The sequence below is a fragment of the Streptosporangium sp. NBC_01639 genome (genome assembly GCF_045209755.1).
Lineage (GTDB): Bacteria > Actinomycetota > Actinomycetes > Streptosporangiales > Streptosporangiaceae > Streptosporangium.
Genome location: NZ_CP109272.1, coordinates 5,123,840 through 5,142,890 on the forward strand (window position 1 = coordinate 5,123,840; position 19,051 = coordinate 5,142,890).

The following is a 19,051-nucleotide window of genomic DNA, read 5'->3' on the forward strand; positions in this document are numbered from 1 at the left end:
CCCGGCGGCCTCCCCGAGCAGCGGGGCCGCCGGGCCGACCGCACGGGCGGCGTACCCCTCCCGGCCGTGCCCTCGCGGCCGGGAGAGGGGCGCCGTCCGCGCGGCCTTCGGCCGCCGGTGCCGGGCTCCCCTTCGCCTGGTGATCGTCGGCTCTGTGCCCAGGAGCGCCTGAAAACAGCCGTTCGCCCCTGGGAAGGGCGGTGGGTCGGCCGGTAGAGTCGCGCCGTGGACATCGGGATCGTCGGGGCAGGGATCGTGGGTCTGGCGGTGGCCAGGGAGGTGGCGCGGACCCGTGGCGCCACGGTGACCGTCCTCGACAAGGAGGACCGGGTCGGGGCTCACCAGACCGGTCACAACAGCGGGGTCGTCCACGCGGGGATCTACTACCAGCCGGGATCGCTCAAGGCCCGGCTCTGCCGCGAGGGGGTGGCGCTGCTCAGGCAATACTGCGCGGAGCACCGCATCCCCTACGACGAGGTCGGCAAGCTCGTCGTCGCCTCCACCTCGGCCGAGCGGCCGGGGCTGCGGAGGATCGCCGACCGTGCCCGTGCCAACGGGGTTCCCGGCATCGCCGAGCTGGACGCGCTGGCGCTGCGCGAGATCGAACCGCACACCGTCGGGGTGGCCGCCGTGCATTCCCCGCACACCGCGATCGCCGACTTCCCCGCCGTCGCCCGCCGCCTGGCCCGGGACGTGGAGGAGACGGGCGGCTCGGTGCTGCTGACCCACCCGGTCCGCGCGCTGCGGGAGACCGCTGGCGGGGTGGAGGTGCTGGCCGGGCAGCGGAAGCTCAGGTTCGACCGGTTGATCGTCTGCGCCGGGCTGGGCACCGACACCGTCGCCCGGATGGCCGGAGCCGCCGGCGACGTGCGGATCGTCCCCTTCCGCGGTGAGTACTACGCGCTGGCCGGTGCGGCGAAGGATCTGGTCCGCGGGCTGATCTACCCGGTCCCCGACCCCCGCTATCCGTTCCTCGGTGTCCACCTGACCCGCAGGATCGACGGCGAGGTGCTGGTCGGCCCCAACGCGGTCATGGCCCTGGCACTGGAGGGTTACTCCTGGGGTGATATCGATCTCACCGACCTGCGCCGGATCCTGACCTGGGAGGGCACCCGGCGGCTGGCCGCCACGCACTGGCGGACCGGAGTGCGGGAGGTGCTGGGATCGATGGCCAAGAGGCACTTCCTGGCCGCCGCACGCCGCTACGTGCCCGCGCTCACCGGGGCTGACCTGGTCAGGACGGCCGGTGGGGTCCGGGCCCAGGCCGTGGCCAGGGACGGGAGCATGCTCGACGACTTCGCGGTCGACGTGCACGGCCGGATCGTTCTGGTGCGGAACGCTCCCTCGCCGGCCGCAACCTCCAGTTTGGCCATTGCCAGGCATATCGTGGGGTTAACCTCGGAGCTGACCATTTAACTGCTTTTTCATGTGGGCGAGTGAAGATAAAATCCGTGACCGACGCACCTGAAGCCAGCCTGCTGATCGTCGAGGACGAGCCCAACATCCTCGAGCTCCTGGCCGCGAGCCTGCGGTTCGCCGGGTTCGGGGTGAATACGGCGGGCACCGGGACCGACGCCGTCGCCGCGGTTCAGCGCCACCGTCCCGACCTCATCGTCCTCGACGTCATGCTGCCCGACATGGACGGGTTCGACGTCGTACGGCGCCTGCGCGGCGGCGGCACCGACACGCCCGTGGTCTTCCTCACCGCGCGTGACGCCGTCGAGGACAAGATCCGGGGGCTGACGGTCGGCGGGGACGACTACGTGACCAAGCCGTTCAGCCTGGAGGAGGTCGTCGCCCGGATCCGGGCCGTGCTGCGCCGTACCGGCTCGGGAGACCTCCTCGCGCGACCGGCCCGGCTGACCTTCGCCGACGTCGAGCTCGACGAGGAGAGCCACGAGGTGTGGCGCAGGGGCCGGGCTGTGGCGCTGTCGCCGACGGAGTTCAAGCTGCTGCGTTACTTCATGGCCAACGCGGGCCGGGTGCTGTCCAAGGCGCAGATCCTCGACCACGTGTGGGACTACGACTTCCGGGGCGACGTCGGGATCGTCGAGTCCTATGTCTCCGTCCTCCGCCGGAAGATCGACAACGTCGACCCCCGGCTGATTCACACCCTGCGCGGGGTCGGCTACGTCCTGCGCCTCCCGCCGGCCCCGTGACACTCAACGGGACCCCGCTGCGGGTGCGGCTGATCACGGTCATCCTGGTCCTGCTGGCCATCGCGCTCACCCTCATCGGCATCGGCAGCGTCTCGATCATGCGCAGCTACCTCATCGCCCGGGTGGACAGCCAGATCGCCCTGACCGCCGACAGCGTGGTGCGCCGGCTGAACCGCGGAGCCGCCATGCTGGTCGGCAAGCCGCTCCCGGCCGACACCCGGGTGGAGTTCCGCGACGCCGGAGGCGGGACCACCCTTGAGTTCAGCGGCGCCGACGTGGAGGACAAGCCCCCGCCGTACGTGCCCGTGAACCGGAGGCCGGGGACGTTCGACAGCGGTGAGTGGCGGATCCACATCATCCCGCTGGACCGGGGGAGAAGCCTCGTCACGGCCGTGGACATGTCGGAGGTCCGGCAGATCGTCGGACAGCTCGCGCTGGTGGAGCTGCTCGGCGGCGGCGGGCTGATGCTGGTGCTCGCCGGGGTGGGAGTGGTGGTCATCCGGCGGAGCCTGCGCCCGCTGGAGGCGATCGAGCGCACCGCCCAGGCCATCGCCGCCGGAGACCTGAGCCGCCGCGTCCCCGACGCCGATCCGCGCACCGAGGTCGGCCGGCTCGGCCAGTCGCTGAACGGCATGCTCGCCCAGATCGAGGCCGCCTTCCAGGCCCGGTCGGAGTCGGAGGCGTCGGCCCGCAGGTCCGAGGAGCGCATGCGCAGGTTCGTCGCCGACGCCTCGCACGAGCTCCGCACCCCGCTGACCTCGATCCGCGGTTTCGCCGAGTTCTACCAGCAGGCGCCCGACATCGACGCCGCTCCGCTGCTGCGCCGGATGGGGTCCGAGGCGGTCCGGATGGGCCTGCTGGTCGACGACCTGCTCATGCTCGCCCGGATGGACCAGCAGCGGCCGATGGCCATGCGCCCGGTGGACCTGCTCGCCATCGCGGCCGACACCGTCCACGACGCCCGCATCCTCGCCCCCGCCCGCCAGGTGACCCTCTCGGTGGACGGCTCCGCGCTCATCGTCTCCGGTGACGAGGTACGGCTCCGCCAGGTCGTGGGCAACCTGATGACGAACGCACTCACCCACACGCCGGACGGCACCTCAGTGCGGATGGCGCTCTCCGCCCGGCACGGCATGGCGGTCATCGAGGTGAAGGACGAGGGGCCGGGTCTCAACGCCGAGCAGCGCGAGCGTGTCTTCGAGCGGTTCTACCGCGTCGACTCCGCCCGTGGCCGCCGCGCGCCGGAGGACGGCGGCAGCGGTCTCGGCCTGGCCATCGTCGCGGCCATCGTCGACGCCCACAGCGGCACGGTCGCGGTGGAGTCGTGCCCGGGTGAGGGTGCGACGTTCCGGGTCTCCCTCCCGCTGGCCGTCGACGACTGACCGCGCCTCCTCAAGCCGACCAGCCGGCTCAGGAGCCTCCGGGCCAACTGCTGTCGGGGAACCCGCCGGTGGCGGTGCCGCCGGGGAGCACCACCCGGTCGTTCTCCCCGAGACCCGAGAGGATCTCGACGTACTGGTCGCTGCGGACCCCGGTCTTCACGGTGCGTTCGGCGCCGCCCTGAACGGTGACCGTGGAGGCCCCGCCGGTCGCGGACCGTACGGCCTGGGCCGGGAGGTAGAGCGCCTGCTCCGACTCCGCCACCGTCACGCTGACGGTGGCGGTCTGGCCGACCAGCAGGTCCGCCGGAGCCTTGTCGAACGCGATCGTGACCCCGTATCTCACCAACTGCCCGGTGGCGGTCGCCGTGGGCGCGACGCCGGTCACCGTACCGGTGTACTTCTTGCCCTCCCGGGTGGCCAGCGTGATCGCCGCCGGCTGTCCCAGCTTCAGCCTGCCCACGTCCGACTCGGTGACCAGCGCCTCCACCTGGAGTTCGTCGAGATCTCCGAGAGTGACGAACGCGTCGGTGCCCACGCTGTCACCGACCGCCCCGGCCACCGACAGGACGGTCCCGTCGGCCGGAGCGATGATCCGCACACCCGCCAGCTCCTCCTTGGCATCCGTCAGCTCGGCCTCCGCCCGCTTCACGTCGGCCTCGGCCTGCTCGACGCTGAGCGTCCGCTGCCCGCCGGTGCCGCCGGTCTCCGTCCGTCCGGTGCCGCCGGTGCCGCCGGTGCCGCCGGTGTCCGTCCGTCCGGTGCCGCCGGTCTGCGCGGAACGCTGGTCGGAGCTCTGCCCCGGGCAGGCGGTGGACTGCGACTCGGGAGTCCGGCCGACGGTCGGCTTCGAGGTCGGGCGAGGCTTCGAGGTCGTGTGGGGTTTCGCGGTGGACGTGGGCCTGGCCGACGAGGTGGGTGCGGGGTGCGCGCTCGGCTGGGTTGACAGGCTGGGAGCCGGGCCTGGCCTGGTGGGTTCCGCGCTCGTGGGCGGGCGGCTTGCGCTCGGCGTGGCGGTCACGGTCACGGTGGCCGTGGCCGTGGCCGTCACGGTGACCGTGGGGGCCGCGGTGACCGTGACGGTCACCGTCGGCGCGGGTTCGGGAGACCCGCCGGTGGGCGTCGGTACCGGCGTGGGCGTCGGTGCCGGCGTCCGTATCGACGGCGGGGAGTAGGCGGCCGGGACCACCGCCACCGGCCGCTCCGATCCGGCCGGTGTGGAGGGGAGGACCGGACCGGGGGTCCCCGTCGGGCGGGCCGTCCCCGTCGGGCCGGACGTGCCGTTCGGGCTGGGCATGCCGGTGGGGCGTGCCGTGGGTTCGCAGGCCGCCTGCCGGGCGGAGTCGTTCGACGTTCGGCTCTGCGTCTGCGTCTGGGGCTGTGCCTGAGTCTGGCTCTGGCTCTGGCTCTGGGGCTGTGCCGTCGCCGCGGTCTCGGCTCCGTCCAGCGCTTCCTGGGCCGCAGACAGCCGGGCCACGGCCTCGGCATGGCGCTCGCGTGCGGGCGCGGAGCCGATCCTGGCCAGCACGTCGCCCTTTTCGACCTTCTCCCCGGCCCGGACGTAGACCTTCGTGACCGTGCCGGATCCGCCGAAGGCGAGCTCACGGGTGCCGTCGTCCACCGTGTTGCCCGCCGCGGACACCTGGGCGGTCACCGTTCCCCGCTTGGCGGAGGCGAGCTCCACCCGGGGTGCCGAGGACGGGCCGTCGTCAAGTGTGTAGAGGACGCCCGCGCCCACCAGGACGAGGGCGGCCAGTGCCAGTCCTCCCGTCCGCAGCGGCTTGGGGAGATTGGTCGGTCTCATGGCAGACATCCTGGCCTGCCCGATTCACTCTCCCCTCACAAATACCTGAACGTTTCCTGCGGATTTTGCCGGATCAGGTTTGAAGTCCGCAGGAAACATTCAGCCGAAGCCAGTGGTACGACTCAGGAAAATGCGTCAAAGTACGACGCTGTGAAGCTGTCGACCAAGCGCAGAGCGCTGATCGTTAACGGGGCTCTCGCGGTCCTGTTGCTGGGCGGCGCGGGGATCGCCTACTCCTCTCTGGGCGGAGGAGTCTCCTCCGCCCAGACTTCGGCGCGGACGGTGTCGGCGACCCGTGGCACAGTCGTCGCCTCGGTGTCCGCCTCCGGAACGGTGGCGAGCGCACAGGAGCGCTCCCTCGCCTTCGGGTCGAGTGGCACGGTGGAGAAGATCTACGTCAAGGCCGGGGAGAAGGTCACCAAGGGGCAGGTCCTCGCCCGGCTGGACGACACGTCCGCCCGGGAGAGTCTCGACGCCGCCGCCGCGGCCCTCGACACCGCCGACGACGACACCTCCACCGCCGCCTCCTATGCCCAGTACGTCACCGCGCGGAACACCTACCGGGCGGCCCAGCGCACCGTGGCGGGCACGGTCATCAAGGCCCCGTTCGCCGGTACGGTCACCGCCGTCAACGGCACGGTCGGCGGTTCCTCCGGCGCGTCCGGCTCCGCCACGGCCGCGTCGTCCGGCGGCTCCGGCGGCTCCGGCGGTTCCGGTGGTTCCGGCGCGCAGGCGAGCGGCTCCACGGCCAAGAGCTCGACCGGCTTCGTCGACATCGCCGACACCGGAAAGCTCCAGCTCGTCGGCAACTTCACCGAGTCCGACGTCACCAGGCTCAAGGTCGGGCAGACGGCCTCGATCCGGTTCGACGCGCTGACCGGAGTCACCGCGACCGGCGAGGTCACCCAGATCCAGCCGACCGCCGCCACCAGCAACAACGTGGTCCAGTATCCGGTGACGATCTCCTTCACCAAGACACCGGCCGAGGTACGGCTCGGCCAGACGGCCACGGTCGAGGTGATCATCGACCAGGCCGAGAACGTGCTCGCGGTCCCCTCCGCGGTGGTCTCCACCGCGGGCGGCCGGAGCACCGTGACCGTCCTGCGGAACGGCACGCAGGTGCCCGTCCAGGTCGAGGTCGGCATCAAGGGCGACACGCTCACCGAGATCAAGTCGGGGCTCGGCGAGAGCGACCAGATCGTCCGCCCGGCGACCACCGGCAGCACCCAGCAGGGCGGTTTCCCCGGCCTCGGCGGCGGCCTCGGTGGCGGCGGGGGTGGCGTCCGTGGCGGTGGCGGCGGTGGCTTCGGCGGGGGTGGCAGATGACCGCGCCGGTCCTGTCCGTCCAGGACCTCTCGAAGGTCTACGGCGAGGGTGACGCCCAGGTCCGTGCGCTGCGGGGGGTGTCCCTCACCGTCGAGCGGGGCGACTACGTGGCCGTCATGGGCGCCTCCGGCTCCGGCAAGTCCACGTTCATGAACATCCTCGGCTGCCTGGACGTGCCCTCCTCCGGCCGCTACCTCATCGACGGCACCGATGTCGGATCGCTGGACGAGCACCAGCTCGCCATCCTGCGCAACCGGAAGATCGGTTTCGTGTTCCAGTCGTTCAACCTGATCCCCCGGATGACCGCGCTCGCCAACGTCGAGCTGCCCATGGCGTACGGCGGGGTCGGCGCGGCGGAGCGGCGCACCCGCGCCCTGGCGGCCCTGGACCAGGTCGGCCTGGCCGACCGGGTCCGCCACGAGCCGAACGAGCTCTCCGGCGGCCAGCAGCAGCGGGTGGCCGTGGCCAGGGCGCTGGTCACCTCGCCCGCCCTCCTGCTCGCCGACGAGCCGACGGGAAACCTCGACACCAAGTCCACCGGGGACGTGCTGGAGATCTTCGACCGGCTGAGCAGCTCGGGCCGGACAATCGTGATCATCACCCATGAGGACGACGTGGCCATGCATGCCAAGCGGGTCATCCGCCTGGTGGACGGCCAGATCGTCGAGGACCGCCGTCAGGCGCCCGTCGACGGCCCCCCGCCCCGTATGCGCATGCCGGAGGTCCCCGCGTGAGCTGGTTCGAGATCCTCCGGTTCGCGCTCCGGGGACTGGCGGCCAACAAGCTGCGCAGCTTCCTGACCACGCTCGGCATCCTCATCGGGGTGGCCGCGGTGATCCTGCTGGTCTCCTTCGGCGAGGGTGCCTCGCAGAGCATCCAGCAGAGCATCCAGCGCCTCGGCTCCAACACCCTCACCGTCTCCGCCTCCTTCTCCGGCGGCGGCTTCGGCGGCGGTGGTGGCGGTGGAGGTGGTGGTGGCCAGGGTGGCGGGCCGCGCACCCAGGCCAAGCAGCTCACGCTGGACGACGCCAAGGCACTGGCCGACCGCGGGCAGGCCCCGTCGGTCAGGAGCGTCTCCCCGGTGGTGACCGCGTCCTCGGCCGCCGCCGTCCACGAGGGGGCGAGTCACACGATCGCCCAGTTCGTCGGCACCTATCCGAGCTACTTCGAGGCCACGAACAAGCCGGTCGAGAGCGGCGCCTACTTCGTCAACGACGACGTGATCGCCGCCCGGAAGGTCATGGTGATCGGGCGGACCGTGGCCGAGGAGCTGTTCGGCACGGTGGACCCCGTCGGCAAGCAGATCAGCGTCTCCGGGGTGCCGTTCACGGTGGTCGGGGTGCTCAAGGAGGTGGGTTCCTCCGGGATGCAGGACGCCGACGACGTCGCGATCGTGCCGCTGCCCGCCGTGCAGCAGAGCCTGACCGGGTTCGGTTCGCTCAGCTCGATCATCGTGCAGGCGACCGGTGCCGACACGACGGAGACGGCGCAGGCCGAGGTGACGGACATCCTCAACCAGCGCCACGACATCACCCCCACGGCCACCGCCGACTACCGCATCCTGAACCAGGCCACCCTGCAGGAGACCGTCAGTTCGACCGTCGGCATCTTCACCGCCCTGCTCGGCGCGGTCGCCGCCATCTCCCTGCTGGTCGGCGGCATCGGCATCACCAACATCATGCTGGTCACCGTCACCGAGCGGACCAGGGAGATCGGCATCAGGAAGGCCATCGGCGCGCCCAGGAGCGCGATCCTCGGCCAGTTCCTGCTGGAGGCGACGGTGCTGAGCCTGGTGGGTGGGCTGTCGGGTGTGGCGATCGCGTTCATCGGCAGCCGGTTCACGGTCGCGGGCATCGAGCCCGTGATCGTGCCGTCCTCGATCGTGCTGGCTCTCGGTGTCTGTGTCGGCATCGGACTGTTCTTCGGGGGCTACCCCGCGAACCGGGCGGCCAGGCTCCGTCCCATCCAGGCACTGCGTCACGAGTGACCCGTACGGCTTACGCAAGGAGACAGACATGGGCGGCAACGCGGATGAGACGGCTCCGGCCGAGGACGTGCTGGAGAGTTCTCCCTTCCGGGGTGATCTGGACAGCGAGCTGGTGATCCGGCCGAGGCGCGGGCTCTCCAGGCTCACCCTGGGGCTCGGCGCCGGGGTGATCCTCGTCGTCGGAGTGATCGCGGGTATCCAGGCACAGAAGGCGATGGGCGGCACCGGAGGACCCTCCGGAGCGCCGGGCGCCGCCATGCGCCAGGGACCGGGCGCCAGCGGGTACGGCGGTGGGCCGCAGGGCGCGGGCGGGTACGGCGGCGGACGGCAGGGCGGCGGTGGATACGGCGGCGGATTCGGCGGCGGGCAGCAGGGCGGACCGGGAGGTCAGGGCGGACCGGGCGGCCAGGGCGGGGGCGCCGTCGGCACGGTGCAGAAGGTCGACGGCACGAAGCTCTATGTCACGACCATGGACGGGTCCGTCGTCACCGTGAACACCAGTGGCGAGACGGCGGTGCGGGTCACGAAGGACGGCAAGGTCTCCGACCTCAAGCCCGGTGGCACCGTGGTCGTCCAAGGGGCCAAGGCCGAGGACGGGTCGATCACCGCCACCGCGATCAGCCAGGGCGGCGGCCGCCGGTGACGGCCCGGTCTCCGCGAGGCGTCCGCCCGGGCTCGACGACGGCTTGTTTACCGGGAAACGTTTTCCCAGGAAACGTTCAGCCTGAGCTGAGCTGTGCCCCAGCGGGGTGAGCGAGCCTCGTGAATGTGCCGGAGAGAGTCGAGGCCAGGTTGCTGGTCGTGGACGACGAGCCGAACATCCGCGAGTTGCTCTCGGCCAGCCTGCGTAGGTCCGGGTTCGAGGTGGTGACCGCTGCGGACGGCCGGGAGGCTGTGCACTTCGCGCAGCGGGTCCGCCCGGACCTCGTCGTGCTGGACGTGATGCTGCCCGACATGGACGGATTCACGGTCGCGGGGCGGTTGCGGGAGGTCGGCGGGCAGATACCGGTGGTCTTCCTGACCGCGCGGGACGGGACCGACGACAAGGTGACGGGTCTGCGGATGGCCGACGACTACGTGACCAAGCCGTTCAGCCTGGAGGAGGTCCTCGCCCGGATCCGGGCGGTGCTCCGCCGTACGAGAGGGGACCTCGACCTCCCCTCCCGTCTCCAGGTCGGCGATCTGGAGCTGGACGAGGAGGCGCACCAGGTGTGGCGCTCGGGCAAGCCGGTACGGCTGTCGCCCACCGAGTTCAAGCTGCTGCACTATTTCATGGTCAACACCGGCCGGGTCCTGTCCAAGGCGCAGATCCTGGATCACGTCTGGAACTACGATTTCGGGGGTGACGCCGGAGTCGTCGAGTCCTACGTCTCCTACCTCCGGCGGAAGGTCGACGTGGCGGAACCGCGGCTCATCCACACCCTCCGCGGTGTGGGCTACGTCCTGCGCCTACCACGTAGTGATTGAACTTTCAGCTAATATTCAGCTTTACCTGACCTGATTCTGAGCTTCGATTGCTCGAATGGGCAGCGCAGGACCCCAGATCACCCCGCGATCGCGCGGACGGGTCAGGACTCGCCTCCAGCTGCGGGGGAGACGAGTTCGGCATGACCCTCCTGCGAGGCGCCGGGGTAAGGCCTCACCGCTCTACCGAGTTCGCCCCCGTGACCCGGTCGAGCGGTGGGGCACAATCATGCCCGGCCCGGCCACGGCGGCAACGGTGCGAACCATCCCCCGATGAGCCCCCGGGTGGGCCCGCCCGGGGCGATCGCCCACGATCGTCGATCAATATGGGGCGTACCCGTCTAGGGGCACTTCCTGCGGGAAGGATCGCCTCTATGAACGGGAGCGATGGTCTGCTTGGGGCACTGCGAGAGCTACGGAGCCACCTTGATCTCGCTCTGTTCCCGCTCGCGGCCGGTGACGTCGACGGTGACCGCCGGGCGCTGCGCGAGCTGACCGGCCAGCTCGACGACTACCTGATCCCGCGCCTGAGCGCGATCGACGCCCCGCTGCTGGCCGTGGTCGGCGGTTCCACCGGAGCCGGCAAGTCGACCCTGGTCAACTCCCTGGTCGGCGCCGACGTCTCCGAGCCCGGTGTGCTGCGGCCCACCACACTGGCCCCCACCCTGGTCGTCAACCCGGCCGACCAGGCATGGTTCACCGCCCAGCACGTCCTTCCCGGACTTCCCCGGGTCACCGGGGAGGGCCGTGGCGAGCCGGGCACGCTCCGGGTGGTGACCGTCCCCGCTCTCCTGCCCGGTCTCGCCCTCCTCGACGCCCCGGACATCGACTCGGTCGTCACCGCCAACCGCGAACTGGCCGCCCAGCTGCTGGCCGCCGCCGACCTCTGGCTGTTCACCACCACCGCGGCCCGTTACGCGGACGAGGTGCCGTGGGGCTTCCTGCGCGTCGCCAGGGAGCGGAGCACGGCCATGGCCGTCATCCTGTCGCGGGTTCCGCCGGAGGCGCTGGGCGTGGTGAAGAGGGATCTGGCCCGGCTGCTGGAGGCCAACGGCCTGGGCGGGACCCGCCTGTTCGAGGTGCCCGAGCTGGTGCTGCCCGAGGAGAACGCCCGGCTGCCCCGCCCGGCGGTCGCGCCCGTCGCCGACTGGCTGGCCGGTATCGCGGCCGACTCCCAGGCCCGCGCCGACGTGGTGCGCCAGACCCTGTCCGGCGCGCTGGAGAGTCTCGCCACCCGGGTCCCCGCACTCGCCGACGCCGTGGACCGCCAGCACGCCGTGGCGGGCGAGCTCCGTTCGATGACGGACGCCGCCTATGCCGGGGGACTGGCCACGTTCGACGAGGGCATGCTGGACGGGTCGCTGCTCCGGGGCGAGGTGCTGGCCCGCTGGCAGGACTTCATCGGGACCGGCGATCTGATGCGCACCCTGGAGAACCGGGTGGGCCGGGTCAGGGATCGTCTGGTCGCGCTGTTCACCGGGCGGCCGGCGCCCGAGAACGAGCTGCGGGTGGCGCTGGAGAGCGGGGTGGAGGCGCTGATCAGGGACTCGGCCGACGGTGCCGCCGAACGCGCGCTGGAGTCGTGGTCGTCGCACCCGTCGGGACGCGCCCTGCTTGAGGGGACCGGGGCGGTGGCGACCGGGCGCCTCGGCAGGGCCTCGGCCGGCCTGCCCGCGAAGGCGGAGGCGACGGTCCGGGGCTGGCAGGGATACGTGCTCGGCCTGGTGGCCGAGGAGGGCGCCGACCGGCGGACCACCGCCCGGCTCACCTCCTACGGCCTGAACGGGGCGGGGCTGCTGCTCATGCTCGCGGTGTTCGCCTCCACCGGAGGCCTGACCGGCATCGAGGTCGGCATCGCCGGAGGCACCAGCGTGCTGAGCCAGAAACTCCTGGAGGCGGTCTTCGGTGACCAGGCCGTCCGCACCCTCACCATCAAGGCCCGCACCGACCTGCGGGCCCGCGTCGCCGCCCTCCTCGGCGCGGAGGCCACCCGCTTCACCGCCCTCCTCGACGCCGTCCAGCCGCCCGAAGGCGCCGCCGCCGCCCTCCGTGCGGCCGCGCAGGCCGTACGGGACCATCGGCGTGAGATCCCGGCCGCGGACCGCCGGGCCGTGTCACCGGCGGGGGAGAGGCAGGAAGGGCTCCCCGGTACGCCCGTCACGCTCACCCTCCCCGCCGGGGACACGGGCGCGGCCCCGGACCTCCGGGACCGGCCCCCGGGAACCGTTCACCGTCCGGCGGACAGCGAGGGGGACGAGAGGTGAAGGTGCTGCGGCGCACGGATTCGGTCTCCTTGGACGACCGGCTGAACGGGCTGGCGGAGGCCGCCGAGCTCGCCGACGGACGGCTGAGGGCCGACGCGGTGACCGAGGCCCGTTCCGTCGTCTCCCGCGCCGGAGTACGGCGGAGCCTTTCGGTCGACCACACCGTGGTCGCGCTGGCCGGGGCCACCGGGAGTGGCAAGTCCTCGCTGTTCAACCTGCTGTCCGGCACGTCCCTCGCCACCGTGGGGGTCACCCGCCCCACCACCTCGACCGCGCAGGCCGCGCTCTGGGAGGGGGCGGGGTCCGGGCCGCTGCTCGACTGGCTGGAGATCCCCCGTCGCCACGAGGTGACGGCCGCCGATCCCACCCGCGGGTCCGGCCCGGCGGCGGAGAACGGGCGCACGGCGTTCGCGTCCGGCCGGGAGGCGGAGGAGGCCGGGCGCGCGGCGTTCGCGTCCGGCCGGGAGGCGGCGGAGAACGGGCGCGCGGTGGTGGCGTCCGGTCCGGGCGGCTGGGCGGACGGCGACGCGGCCGGTCTGATCCTGCTCGACCTGCCCGACCACGACTCGATCGAGCCGACGCACCGGCTGGAGGTGGACCGGCTCGTCGAGCTGGTCGATCTGCTGGTGTGGGTGCTCGATCCGCAGAAGTACGCCGACGCGGCCGTGCACGAGCGATATCTCCGTCCGCTGGCCCGGCACCGGGGCGTCATGGTCGTCGTCCTCAACCAGATCGACCGGCTGACCCCGGCCGCCGCCGAGCGGTGCCTGAAAGACCTGCGGAGGCTGCTCGACGAGGACGGGCTGGCCGGGGTGCCGCTGGCGGGTGTCTCCACCCGCACCGGGGCGGGGCTACCGGAGCTGCGCTCCCTGCTCGCCTCCCGGGTCGCCGACCGGCGGTCCTGGGCCGCACGGCTGGCCGCCGACGTCGGCACGGCCGCGGACGTGCTCGTCGCGGCGTCCAACGGCGTGGACACCCATCCTGGTGGCCCCGTACGGCGCGGGCCGAGCGGGCCGGGTGGCGCGGCCGCGGACGCCGGTTCCGGCGCGGTCGTGGCGATGGCGGTGCCGGAGACGTCCATGGACGGCCTCGCCACATCCCTGACCGTCGCGCTGTCGGAGGCCGCGGGGGTGCCGGCCGTCGTCGAAGCCGTGGCCAAGGCCCACCGGCATCGCTCGATCGCCGCCACCGGCTGGCCGCTGACCCGCTGGATCCGCAGGTTGCGTCCCGATCCGCTCCGCCGTCTCCGGCTGGGCACTCCCGGGACGGGTGGTTCCGCCGGACCCGTGGGGCGGACCTCGATCCCGGTCACGACCGCCGTGCAGCGCTCCCGGATGGACACCGCGATCCGCGAGGCCGCCGGGGGCGCCTCGGCGGGGCTGCCCGAACCGTGGGCGGCCGCCGTACGGCGGGCGGCCCGCTCTCGCGGGGACGAGTTGGAGGACGGTCTCGACCGGGCCGTGGCCACCACCTCGCTCGGGATGGCGCGGCGTCCCGTCTGGTGGCGGGTGACCGGGCTGGCGCAGTGGGTGGTGTTCGCGGTCATGCTGGCGGGCGCGCTGTGGCTGCTCGGCCTGGTGGGGCTGGACTATCTCCGCCTCCCGAGGCCGTACCTGCCGACCGCGGGAGAGCTGCCCTGGCCCACCCTGCTGCTGGCCGGCGGAATCCTGCTCGGGCTGGTGATCGCGCTGCTCTCCCGGGCGGCGGCCTGGCTGGGTGGCCGCCGGCGGGCACGCAGGGCGGCCAGGGTGCTGCGGGCGAGCGTGGACGAGGTCGCCCGCGAACTCGTGTTGGCGCCCGTGGACGAGGAACTGTCGCGATACCGTCGTTTCACCGAGGCGGTCACGGTGGCCCGGGACGCCACCCCCTGAGCGCCCGGCTCGGGACGCCACCCCCTGAGCGCCCAGCCGGAGGGCGGCCGCAACAGGATGCGAACACGTCCGTAACGGTGACCGGTTACGGTCCGTCCATGGACGCCACCGGCGGAACATCTGACGCATCAGCACCGTAGGTGACGGTGAGTCCTTATTAATATAAGGTGAATTGTCCTGTAACAACGGGCCAATAGGGTTATGTCCATCGCTGGGGCGGTGTTCGAGGGGTGAGCGTGTCACATAACCCGGATGACGAAATGAGCATCAGCTCATCCAGCCTGTCGAATGGCGCGAAGCACTTGGACGCCGAGGGCGAGGATCTGGAGGCGGCGTTCAACAGGGCCATGACACGCCTCGGCTATCTGGGCAACTTCTGGGGGAATGACGAGGCGGGTCGGAAGTTCGGGGGCGTCGAAGGGGGAAAGGGTTACCTGGGCGCGCACGAAGAGGCGAGAAAGCATGTCCGGAACATCATCGACAGCTACTCCGCGACCAGTTCCAACCTCCACCTGACCGACTTCACCGTCTGGGGGGCCGACCACGCCGCCATGGAGATCGCGGCCATGCTCACCACGTTGGACACCGAGATCAAAAGTCCGGAGATCGTCGTCCCCTCGACCAAGGCCGAGCTCGAGTGAGCAAGGTGACGGCCTTCGTCAAGGCCAATCCGTTCAAAAGCGGAATGGCGATCGGTACGGTCGGTGGCGCCGCTTTCGCCGTCGCGATGCTGGCGGTCGAATGGCCGGAGGCCGACGTTGGCGCCCTCCGCGAGGCCGCGGAGATCTGGGAAGATCTGGCCGATACCGTCGAGCGCAGCGGGAAAGACGCGAACGGCATCGTCGAGAGCATCTGGAAGAACAACTCCAGTCGGGGCATGGAGGTGTTCAAAGAGGTGTGGGAGAGGAAGGTCGAGAAGTATCCCGCCGACGTCGCGACCTACTGCCGGGCCGTCGCCAGAGCGTGTCGCGACTACGCCCAGGTCGTGGAGACCATCAGATACGTGCTCATCGTGCTCGCGGTCCAGATGTGGGTGAACATCCTCTTCACCATCGCGTGGGGCTGGGGCACCGCAGGGGTCAGCACGGTCGTCCAGCGGCAGCTGATCGAGAAGCTGTTCAAGGGGCGGGCGGTCCTGCAGATGAAGATCTTCAAGCTCAGCGTCGAGAAAATCATCTTCAACGCGTTCTACTACCTGGGTGACAGCCTCGTCTACGCGGGGGGACAGCAGGCCCTGCAGTGGGGCATCTTCGAGCTCGCGGGCGTCAAGAAGGACCTCAACGGCACCGAGGTCACCAGTTTCAAGGAGAACAGGGAGCAGTTCGAGCGGGGGTTCGCCTCCACCATGGTCTTCAACGGCGTTCTGGACCTGGCCATATTGGCCCCCGGGGCCAAGTACATCCCTGCGCCCCGGATGAAAGCCATAGTGGCCCAATTCGAGAACCACACCAACCACATGCTGGCCCGATTGCTCAGTTCGGGCACCTACACCGCGGTGGACAACACACTGGCTGGAGATGCCGAACTCCCGACCTGGGAGCAGTGGATCGCCAAACTCATCATCCACGGAGCACGCTCGACCAAACCGGTCGCCCCTGCCCCCGCCCCTGCCCCTGCCCCCTGAGCCTGGGTGGTTCGCCGCAGGTACGGCGTCCGCCACGATCACGGCGAGTCCGGTCGCCCTTCCAGGTCACAGGTGGTGGATCGCACCGGCCTTCTCGCGGCTTCCCCATGCCCCCAGTGGGAGCGTGCGGTCGTCGATGGGCTCTCCGCAGCCGGAAACCGCCCAGACCCCGCAGTGGGACGCAAGAAATCAGAGCACAACCCTCTGTTGACATCAGCAGTCCCTTTCGAGAGCATTGCTCTCGAAAGAGAGCGACGAACGCTCTCCTCGCCATGGAGCCCCTCATGACTGCTTCCGCCCCTGTCCGTTCCCGACTGGGTGCCGCCTCCCTCCTGGGGGCGGGGATCCTGTTCCTCGTCTATCCCGTGCTGCGGCCGTACTCCGACGAGACGACGATGGAGGGCGCCCGTGCGATGGCCTCCTCCGCCTGGATGGTCGCGCACCTGTCCGCGGTGGCCGGATTCATCCTGCTCACGCTCGGTCTGCTGGGCCTGCACCAGGTGCTGGGCCGGCCTCTCACCCTCCGGGCCGTCGTGGTGACGTGGATCGGGGCCGGACTCACCCTGCCCTATTACGGCGCCGAGGTCTTCGGCCTGAACGTCATCGCCCGCCGAGCCGTACAGGCGCAGGACGTCTCGCTGCTGGAGCTCGCCAACGAGTTCCGCTACGGCCCGGCCGCGGTCACCATGTTCGGCTCCGGCCTGGTGCTGCTCGGCGTCGGCGCGGTGATGGCCGCCGTCGCGGTCTGGCGTTCGGGCGCGCTGCCGCGCTGGAGCGCCCTCCCGCTCGCCGCGGGTTTCGTCCTGTTCCTCCCGCAGTTCTTCGCCACCCCGGCACTCCGCATCGCCCACGGCGTCTTGATCGCGATCGGCGGGGTCTGGCTCGGCGTGGCCCTGTGGCGGGCGCGGAGGATCCCCTGAGGCTGCACGTCGGTTTCCCGAGTGGAGAGCCGCCGTCGCCGTACGATGATGTGGCCGTGTGCCGCTGACCCTCTATCCTCCGGGTACGGCCTATCCTCCGGGTACGGCAGGCGGGCTCGCTGAGGTGTGACGATGAACGAGAGTGGCGTGGGCCGGCGAGAGCGCAGGAAGCGCGCGACCCGGACGGCGTTGAGCGAGGCGGCGGCGCGGCTGTGCGCCGAGCGGGGCGTGCCGAACGTCACCGTCGAGCAGATCGCCGAAGAGGCCGGGGTCGCGCTGCGGACCTTCTTCAACTACTTCTCCTGCAAGGAGGAGGCTGTGGTGGCGGGCGACGCGGTCATCGCCGAGGCCGTCGTCGCCGCCTTCAGGGAACGTCCCGGACCGGAGCCGGTGCTGGTGGCGTTGCGGGCCGCGGTGCTGGGGGTGGTGGACGAGGAGGACCTGCGGTTCCGGGCCGAGCGCCTGGGGGTCCTGCGCGGCGACCCGGTGCTGCTGCCGTACCGGCTCAAGGCGTTCGCCGCGCATGAGCGGGCGCTGGCCGCCGCGGTGGCGGATCGCGCCGGTGTGCCGGACGGCGACCTGTATCCCGGGCTGGTGGCGACGTGCGTGCTGAGCGCACTGCGGGTGGCGATCCAGCGCTGGCTGAGCGAGTCGGGCCCGCTCAGCGCGCTTGTCGACGCGGTGGTCGCCCAGCTCGACGCCGGGCTGGGCGCACCGCTCGACCGTCCTCGCGATTGACGGTGTCAGACGTCCTCGGGGGCGTCCCAGGCGACCGGTAGGGAGTGCACGCCGTACACGAACATGTTGTCGCGCAGCGGTACCTCCTCCGGGCGGCAGGTCAGCCGCAGGTGCGGGAAACGGCGGACCAGGGCGGGCAGGGCGACGGTCATCTCCGCGCGGGCCAGTTGCTGCCCCAGGCACTGGTGGATGCCGTGCCCGAAGGCCAGGTGCGGGTTGCGCCCACGGGTGAGGTCGAGGGCGGCCGGGTCGTCCCAGTAGGCGGAGTCCCGGTTGATCTCCGGTGTCGAGATCATCACGGTGCCGCCCGCCGGGATCAGCTCGTCACCGATCTGGACGTCCTCGACGGCGATGCGGGTCGGCCCCAGATGGACGATCGAGAGGTAGCGCAGCAGTTCCTCGACGGCCTTGTCGGTCACCTCGGGGTCGCTGCGCAGCAGTTCGAGCTGGTCGGGATGCTCCAGCAGGGCGAAGACGCCCAAGCCGATCATGTTGGCGGTGGTCTCGTGCCCGGCGACGAGCAGCAGGTTCGCGATGCCGACCAGTTCGTCGTCGGTGAGCTCCCCCGCGTGGTCGCCGTGGATCAGCCCGGAGATCAGGCCGTCGTCGGGCTGGGCGCGCTTGGCGGTCACCAGGTCGTGCATGAACCCGCGCATCTCCTCGCGGACCCGCAGCACCTCCTCCAGCCCCGTGTCCATCCGGAGGAGGGCCGCCGTGCGGCGCTGGAAGTCGGCGCGGGCCTCGTACGGGACGCCGAGCAGCTCGCAGATCACCAGGGACGGCACGGGCAGGGCGAACGCGCTGACCAGGTCCGCCGAAGTGCCCGCGTCGGCCATCGCGTCCAGGTGGGTGTCGACGATCTCGGTGATGTGCGGGATGAGCGCGCGCATCCGGCGCAGGGTGAACTGGCCGATGACCAGTTTGCGCAGGCGGGTGTGCTCCGGCGCGTCCATGGTGATGAACTGCCCGGCCCTGGCGCGCGCGTCGAACATCTTCTCGCGCATCTCCGGGGGCACCGAGATCAGGGAGTTGGGCCGGGTGAACCGGTCGGCGCTGAACCGGGGATCGGCCAGTACGGCACGGGCCTCGCTCATGCCGGTGATCAGCCAGATCACTTCACCGTTGCCCAGCTTCACCTGGTTGACCGGCGCTCTGTCGTGCATCGTGGCCAGTGCCTGCGGCGGGTCGAACGGGCACTGCCGGGCCGTCAGCTCGGGAGGCAGCGGCACCCGCATCGTGGCCTGGTCAGGCGACGGGGGCTGCTCGACGTGGGAGACCTCGGCTGTAGAACGAGTCATCAGCGCTCCTGTGGTGGATCACAGTGAATGGTGCGTCCTCGTTCGACCATACCCAGACTTGCACGCCATGCAACTTTGAATTTCCCGGTCCGTCGAGGCCGCTGTCAACCGCTCCTGGTCGGCAGAGGTGCGGCTTTCGGGGTTACCCGTCAGGGGGATTCTGATGGAATGATCCCTTTTTGCCTGGTGAAGCCGGGTGGTGACACCGAAAAGGAGA

Annotated in this window: 16 protein-coding genes; 14 read left to right on the forward strand and 2 right to left on the reverse strand. The window is 71.1% G+C overall.

The window, feature by feature from the left end; genetic code table 11:
* The first annotated feature begins 225 nt into the window (after positions 1–225).
* The 3 genes from lhgO to OHA77_RS23410 are packed head-to-tail and all read left to right on the forward strand — an operon-like array spanning position 226 to position 3,541.
* Complete coding sequence (gene lhgO / locus OHA77_RS23400; RefSeq protein WP_406311643.1) at positions 226–1,416, forward strand: L-2-hydroxyglutarate oxidase; 1,191 nt, start codon at positions 226–228, stop codon at positions 1,414–1,416.
* Between the two features lie 35 nt (positions 1,417–1,451).
* Positions 1,452–2,159 (forward strand): response regulator transcription factor, encoded by a 708-nt coding sequence (locus tag OHA77_RS23405; RefSeq protein WP_406311645.1) that lies wholly within the window; start codon positions 1,452–1,454, stop codon positions 2,157–2,159.
* Complete coding sequence (locus OHA77_RS23410; RefSeq protein ID WP_406311646.1) at positions 2,156–3,541, forward strand: sensor histidine kinase; 1,386 nt, start codon at positions 2,156–2,158, stop codon at positions 3,539–3,541. Before OHA77_RS23405 ends, OHA77_RS23410 begins: the two co-directional genes overlap by 4 nt.
* Before the next feature lie 28 nt (positions 3,542–3,569).
* Here the strand turns inward: OHA77_RS23410 and OHA77_RS23415 are convergent, their stop codons facing one another.
* A complete protein-coding gene (locus tag OHA77_RS23415) occupies positions 3,570–5,342 on the reverse strand; it encodes an efflux RND transporter periplasmic adaptor subunit (RefSeq protein ID WP_406311647.1) in 1,773 nt (590 codons plus the stop codon).
* 150 nt (positions 5,343–5,492) lie between these two features.
* Between OHA77_RS23415 and OHA77_RS23420 the strand changes: the two genes are divergently transcribed.
* The 11 genes from OHA77_RS23420 to OHA77_RS23470 all read left to right on the forward strand — a co-directional run bounded on the left by OHA77_RS23420 (position 5,493) and on the right by OHA77_RS23470 (position 17,536).
* The gene (locus OHA77_RS23420; RefSeq protein ID WP_406311648.1) at positions 5,493–6,668 is read left to right on the forward strand and encodes an efflux RND transporter periplasmic adaptor subunit; all 1,176 of its coding nucleotides are present in this window, start codon (positions 5,493–5,495) and stop codon (positions 6,666–6,668) included.
* Positions 6,665–7,402, forward strand: a complete 738-nt coding sequence (locus tag OHA77_RS23425) for an ABC transporter ATP-binding protein (RefSeq protein WP_326826138.1) — start codon at positions 6,665–6,667, stop codon at positions 7,400–7,402. Before OHA77_RS23420 ends, OHA77_RS23425 begins: the two co-directional genes overlap by 4 nt.
* Positions 7,399–8,655, forward strand: coding sequence for an ABC transporter permease (locus tag OHA77_RS23430; RefSeq protein ID WP_406311649.1), 1,257 nt, complete (start codon positions 7,399–7,401; stop codon positions 8,653–8,655). Before OHA77_RS23425 ends, OHA77_RS23430 begins: the two co-directional genes overlap by 4 nt.
* Positions 8,656–8,683: 28 nt before the next feature.
* Positions 8,684–9,298, forward strand: coding sequence for a hypothetical protein (locus OHA77_RS23435; protein ID WP_406311650.1), 615 nt, complete (start codon positions 8,684–8,686; stop codon positions 9,296–9,298).
* A gap of 119 nt (positions 9,299–9,417) precedes the next feature.
* Complete coding sequence (locus OHA77_RS23440) at positions 9,418–10,122, forward strand: response regulator transcription factor (protein WP_326826135.1); 705 nt, start codon at positions 9,418–9,420, stop codon at positions 10,120–10,122.
* 371 nt (positions 10,123–10,493) lie between these two features.
* Positions 10,494–12,383, forward strand: coding sequence for an ABC transporter (locus OHA77_RS23445; RefSeq protein WP_326826134.1), 1,890 nt, complete (start codon positions 10,494–10,496; stop codon positions 12,381–12,383).
* Positions 12,380–14,254, forward strand: coding sequence for an ABC transporter (locus OHA77_RS23450; protein ID WP_406311651.1), 1,875 nt, complete (start codon positions 12,380–12,382; stop codon positions 14,252–14,254). Before OHA77_RS23445 ends, OHA77_RS23450 begins: the two co-directional genes overlap by 4 nt.
* A 260-nt stretch (positions 14,255–14,514) precedes the next feature.
* Positions 14,515–14,895, forward strand: a complete 381-nt coding sequence (locus OHA77_RS23455) for a hypothetical protein (protein ID WP_326826132.1) — start codon at positions 14,515–14,517, stop codon at positions 14,893–14,895.
* Positions 14,892–15,878 (forward strand): hypothetical protein, encoded by a 987-nt coding sequence (locus OHA77_RS23460; protein ID WP_406311652.1) that lies wholly within the window; start codon positions 14,892–14,894, stop codon positions 15,876–15,878. Before OHA77_RS23455 ends, OHA77_RS23460 begins: the two co-directional genes overlap by 4 nt.
* A gap of 284 nt (positions 15,879–16,162) precedes the next feature.
* On the forward strand, positions 16,163–16,798 hold the full coding sequence (locus OHA77_RS23465) for a hypothetical protein (RefSeq protein ID WP_406311653.1): 636 nt from the start codon (positions 16,163–16,165) through the stop codon (positions 16,796–16,798).
* A gap of 132 nt (positions 16,799–16,930) precedes the next feature.
* Complete coding sequence (locus OHA77_RS23470; RefSeq protein ID WP_406311654.1) at positions 16,931–17,536, forward strand: TetR/AcrR family transcriptional regulator; 606 nt, start codon at positions 16,931–16,933, stop codon at positions 17,534–17,536.
* Positions 17,537–17,541: 5 nt separating this feature from the next.
* Here the strand turns inward: OHA77_RS23470 and OHA77_RS23475 are convergent, their stop codons facing one another.
* Entirely contained in the window at positions 17,542–18,834 is a 1,293-nt protein-coding gene (locus tag OHA77_RS23475; protein WP_406311655.1) for a cytochrome P450, read from the reverse strand.
* Positions 18,835–19,051 lie beyond the last annotated feature (217 nt).